Annotated in this window: 4 protein-coding genes and 1 pseudogene; all 5 read right to left on the minus strand. The window is 63.0% G+C overall.

Annotation, left to right across the window (positions count from 1 at the left end; all coding sequences use genetic code 11):
- Positions 1 to 612 (minus strand): biotin/lipoyl-binding protein (locus EN991_RS23495; protein ID WP_127369655.1); only part of this gene is annotated, 612 nt, incomplete at its 3' end.
- Positions 613 to 859: 247 nt separating this feature from the next.
- Positions 860 to 1,456 carry a LysE family translocator gene (locus EN991_RS23500; protein ID WP_024501399.1) on the minus strand — a complete coding sequence of 199 codons (597 nt, stop codon included), beginning with the start codon at positions 1,454 to 1,456 and terminating at the stop codon, positions 860 to 862.
- Positions 1,457 to 1,588: 132 nt separating this feature from the next.
- Entirely contained in the window at positions 1,589 to 2,161 is a 573-nt protein-coding gene (ilvN, locus tag EN991_RS23505) for an acetolactate synthase small subunit (protein WP_127369654.1), read from the minus strand.
- A gap of 85 nt (positions 2,162 to 2,246) precedes the next feature.
- The gene (locus EN991_RS23510; protein ID WP_082826477.1) at positions 2,247 to 4,028 is read right to left on the minus strand and encodes an acetolactate synthase 3 large subunit; all 1,782 of its coding nucleotides are present in this window, start codon (positions 4,026 to 4,028) and stop codon (positions 2,247 to 2,249) included.
- A 257-nt stretch (positions 4,029 to 4,285) separates the two neighbouring features.
- Positions 4,286 to 4,867: pseudogene (locus EN991_RS23515) on the minus strand (hypothetical protein); the annotation flags it as partial.

The following is a 4,867-nucleotide window of genomic DNA, read 5'->3' on the forward strand; positions in this document are numbered from 1 at the left end:
GATCGTGGCGAAGCCAAGCTGGACATTGTCGGCGTCGATTGTCGCCTTGTCGGCGTCAACGGTCGCAGCGGCAGCCTTCTGCGCGGCGACGGCCTGGTCGTAGGTCTGCTGCGTGCCGGCCTGCTTGGCAACCAGATCCTTGGCGCGCTGGAGATCGGAATTCGAACTGGCAAGCAGCGCCTGATCCTTGGCGAGCGCCGCTTGATCCTTTGCCAGCTGCGCCTTCAGCGCCCGGTCATCGAGCGAGAACAGAACGTCGCCGACCCTGACCATCTGCCCATCCTTGACGTCGATCGAGACGATCTGGCTGGACACCCGCGCGTTGATGTTGACGACGGCGGGAGACGAGACGAAGCCGATCGCATAACGCCGGATCGGGAAATCGGCTGTCGAGGCGACGGCCGAGAGGATGGAAGCCGAGCGGGCGGCACCGCCGCCACCTGCCACCTTGTCGCCCGCTGCCGGCTTGCCGGTTGCCGATTTGTCCGCGGCAGCGACCTGCTTTGCGCCGATGAGCTGCTGAGCCTTGCTCAGCGCGTCCGGAGACACATAGAGCCAGGCCGCGCCCGCACAGGCGACGGCAAGCAACGAAAGAACGACTTTTCCACGCATGGTCAAAGGCCCTCTCCACCCGACACGTCGTGGTCCGATGGTTCTACTCTAGCGCAAATCACGGCCCGTTGCCGCGATTTCGCCGAATAGATAGGACGCGCCTTTGTCGGAAAAGGGCCAAAACACGGCATTACGAAGATTTAATGTGCACTGCACAATGGATGTGCAACACGGGCTGAATCCCCATCCGACGGCTTGCGAGCCATCGCCTTCCGGCCTGAGACGACCAGAATGTGCGCGTCTCGACCTATTTGAGCATCGGCCAAAGCGTCGCCGCCAGCAGCACGCCCATGGCGATGTTGAACCATTTCAGCCGTACCGGGTCCGACAGGAAACCGCGCAGCGCGGTGCCGAACCCAGCCCACACCGAGACGCTCGGTAAATTAACGATGGTGAAGGCCACAGCGATCAACACCACCGACAGGAACGGGTGCTCGGCATTGGCATAGACGGCCATGGCGGTGATCGCCATCACCCACGCCTTGGGATTGACCCACTGGAATGCAGCCGCCTCGATGAAGCGCATCGGCCGCGCCTTCGTCTCGCCCTTGCCGGTCAGCGTGCGCGACATGGCGATCTTCCAGGCGAGGTACAAAAGATAGGCGCCGCCGGCGATCTTGAGCGCGGTATGCAGCGCCGGAAACGCCGTCAACACAGCGCCAAGGCCAAGACCGACGGCAAGCAGCAGCACGAGGAAACCCATGCTGATGCCAAGCATGTGCGGAACGGTTCTGACGATGCCGAAATTCACGCCCGATGCCAGAAGCATGAGATTGTTCGGCCCCGGCGTGATCGAAGTCACCAAGGCGTAGACAAGCAGGGCAAGGAAAGCGTCAAGCGACATGGATATCCTCCCCGACAAGTCAGGATCGTTGTCTTTTCTAGGCAACCCGCAAAGGCCCACGGACGGCCCACAGCGGGGCCAGAAGCCTCACTGTGGAAGCTGGCTGGCGCGCCCGGCGCCAGCACCGAAGGCCTACATCGCCTGCGGGCCGCGGTTCAACGCCGCCACGCCGGTGCGGCAGATTTCGACCAGGCCGAGCGGCTTCATGATGGCGATGAACTGATCGATCTTGGAGCCCTTGCCGGTGATCTCGAAGATGAAATGCTCGGTGTTGGCGTCGATGACGCTGGCGCGGAACGCATCGGCCAGCCGCAGCGCCTCGACCCGGGCCTCGCCGAGGCCGGCGACCTTGACCAGCGCCAGTTCGCGCTCCAGCGGCCGCTCCTGGCCGGATTCATGCGAGCGCACGGTCAGGTCGACGACGCGGTGCACCGGCACGATGCGCTCCAGCTGGTGCTTGATCTGCTCCAGCACATGCGGCGTGCCGCGCGTCACGATGGTGATGCGCGACAGGTGTTTTTCATGCTCGGTCTCGGAGACGGTCAGGCTCTCGATGTTGTAGCCGCGCCCGGAAAATAGGCCGATGACCCGGGCAAGCACGCCCGGCTCATTGTCGACCAGCACGGAAAGCGTGTGGTTTTCCGGCTTTTCCGTTTCCTTGGCGATAAAATAGGCCGAACCGGTCGGTTGTAGCTGTGCGTTCATGACATGAATCTCGATTTCAAGCTCTTGAGCTAATTCTTTGTTTGCGCAGGGCTTTCTCGCGACAGCCCTGCCTTGGTTCTGCCGGCTACACCAGTTCCCTGCCCTTGGCGTCGATGGCATTGGCCACCGCCTCGTCGGTCGCCTCGTCGGGCAACAGCATCTCGTTATGCGCCTTGCCCGACGGGATCATCGGGAAGCAGTTGGCGAGCGTCGCCACGCGGCAATCGAACAGCACCGGCTTCCTGACCGAGATCATCTCCTTGATCGCGTCGTCCAGCTCGTCCGGCTTTTCGCAGCGAATGCCGTGGCCGCCATAGGCCTCGGCCAGCTTGACGAAGTCCGGCATCGCCTCGGTATAGGAATGCGACAGCCGGTTGCCGTGCAGCAACTGCTGCCACTGCCGCACCATGCCCATATACTGGTTGTTGAGGATGAAGATCTTGATCGGCGCATTGTGCTGCACCGCCGCGCTCATCTCCTGCATCGTCATCTGCACCGAAGCGTCGCCGGCAATGTCGATGACCAAAGCGTCGGGATGCGCGATCTGCACGCCGAGTGCTGCCGGCAGGCCATAACCCATCGTGCCCAGCCCGCCCGACGTCATCCAGCGGTTCGGCTTCTCGAAACGATAGTGCTGCGCCGCCCACATCTGGTGCTGGCCGACCTCGGTGGTGATGTAGGTGTCCATGCCCTTGGTCAGTTCGTAGAGCCGCTCGATGGCGTATTGCGGCATGATCACGTCGTTGTTCATCTTGTAGGCGAGCGAGTCGCGCGCACGCCATTTGGCGATCTGCTCCCACCAGGGGTAGAGCGCCTTCTTGTCGGCCTTGGCGCTCGCCCGCCACAGCCGCACCATATCCTCCAGCACCCGGCCGACATCGCCGATGATCGGCACCTCGGTGTGGACGTTCTTGTTGATCGACGACGGATCGATGTCGATGTGGATCTTCTTCGAGTTCGGCGAGAAGGCGGTCAGCCGACCGGTGATGCGGTCGTCGAAGCGCGCGCCGATGCAGATCATCACGTCGCAATCATGCATGGCCATGTTGGCTTCATAGGTGCCGTGCATGCCGAGCATGCCCATCCAGTTCTTGCCTGATGCCGGATAGGCGCCGAGGCCCATCAGCGTCGAGGTGATCGGGAAACCGGTGAGATCGACCAGTTCGCGCAGCAGATGGCTCGCTTCCGGGCCGGAATTGATGACGCCGCCGCCGCTGTAGATGATCGGCTTCTTGGCGCCCGCCATCAACTCGACCGCCGCCTTGATCTTCTCCAGGTCGCCCTGGACCTTTGGCTGGTAGCTGGTGCGTGGCGCGATCTGCGGCGGGACATAGAATCCCTTGGCGAACTGCACATCCTTCGGGATGTCGACGACGACCGGACCGGGACGGCCGGTGGTCGCGACATGAAAGGCCTCGTGGATGGTGGCGGCGAGCTCGTTGACGTCCTTCACCAGCCAGTTGTGCTTGGTGCAGGGGCGCGTGATGCCGACCGTATCGCATTCCTGAAAAGCGTCCGAGCCGATCAGCGAGGTCGGCACCTGCCCGGTCAGGCAGACCAGCGGGATCGAATCCATCAACGCGTCCTGCAGCGGCGTCACCGCATTGGTGGCGCCCGGGCCGGAGGTCACCAGCATCACGCCGGCCTTACCGGTCGAACGCGCATAGCCTTCCGCCGCATGGCCGGCGCCCTGCTCATGGCGCACCAGTATGTGCTCGACCTCGTCTTGCTGAAAAATCTCGTCATAGATCGGAAGGACAGCGCCGCCGGGATAGCCGAAGACATGCTTGACGCCATTGTCCTTCAGCGCCTGCACCACCATTTCGGCGCCCGTCATCTCGCGCCGCTCGTTCTGTCCGTTGCTCATCGGTCTGGTCCCGTACTGTCGCCATTGGGCGTTTGCTGGTCGTTTAGTCGTGTTTCAGGCAATAAAAAAGGCCCCCGAGGGAGCCTGTGTCTTGCGCATGGGGGGTTTTCGCCCGGCGGTTACACCGCCTTGCCCACGCGCTTTCCTACGAGAATGAGTGCTGTTTTCATGGTGGCGGACACTAAGGGCGGGCAAGGCGACCTGTCAACGGGAAAAATCACACCGGCGCGCACAGCGTGCCGGCGCGATTGAGGCGATCAGCGCGGCGCCTTGCAGCGGGAAACGCGCGGATCGCATCTGGACACCTTCCTCGCCTGCATCTTCGCTGGCGGATGGTGAGGTGCCACCCTTGCCGGGCCATGGTGCTGGGGCATATGCATTGCCATCGCCTGCTGATGCGGCTTCTGTTGCCCGGCACCGCGTGCAGGACGCTGCCCCGAGACCGGCTTGGCCGACCCCGGTTTGGCCGACGATTTGACAACGATACGTCCATCGCCCGCGGTCCTGTCGGCATGCAGCTTGAGCGCATCGGCCTTCGCGCCGTTGCCGGCGACCATCCGCTTGCGCACAGTGTTGCCAGGCTTCACGACGGCTGGATTGCTGGCAGCCACCGCGCCCGGGGAAATGGCCTTGCCGCCGATCGCAGTCTTGGGGCCCGCCACGATTTGCCCGTTCCCCATTGCATTGCCGGCAAGCTTCTTGATTTCGGCGCCCCTGGAAGCATCGAGACGTGCACTGGCAAACACGCCTTTGGGCGGAGGAACCAGTCTTGCCGCCTTGATCGAGTCGATGACTGGCTTCGGGAGTTGCTGCAGCCGGGGTCCGGCATTGATTGCAAC

This window comes from Mesorhizobium sp. M7A.F.Ca.US.005.03.2.1, assembly GCF_003997795.1.
Lineage (GTDB): Bacteria > Pseudomonadota > Alphaproteobacteria > Rhizobiales > Rhizobiaceae > Mesorhizobium > Mesorhizobium ciceri.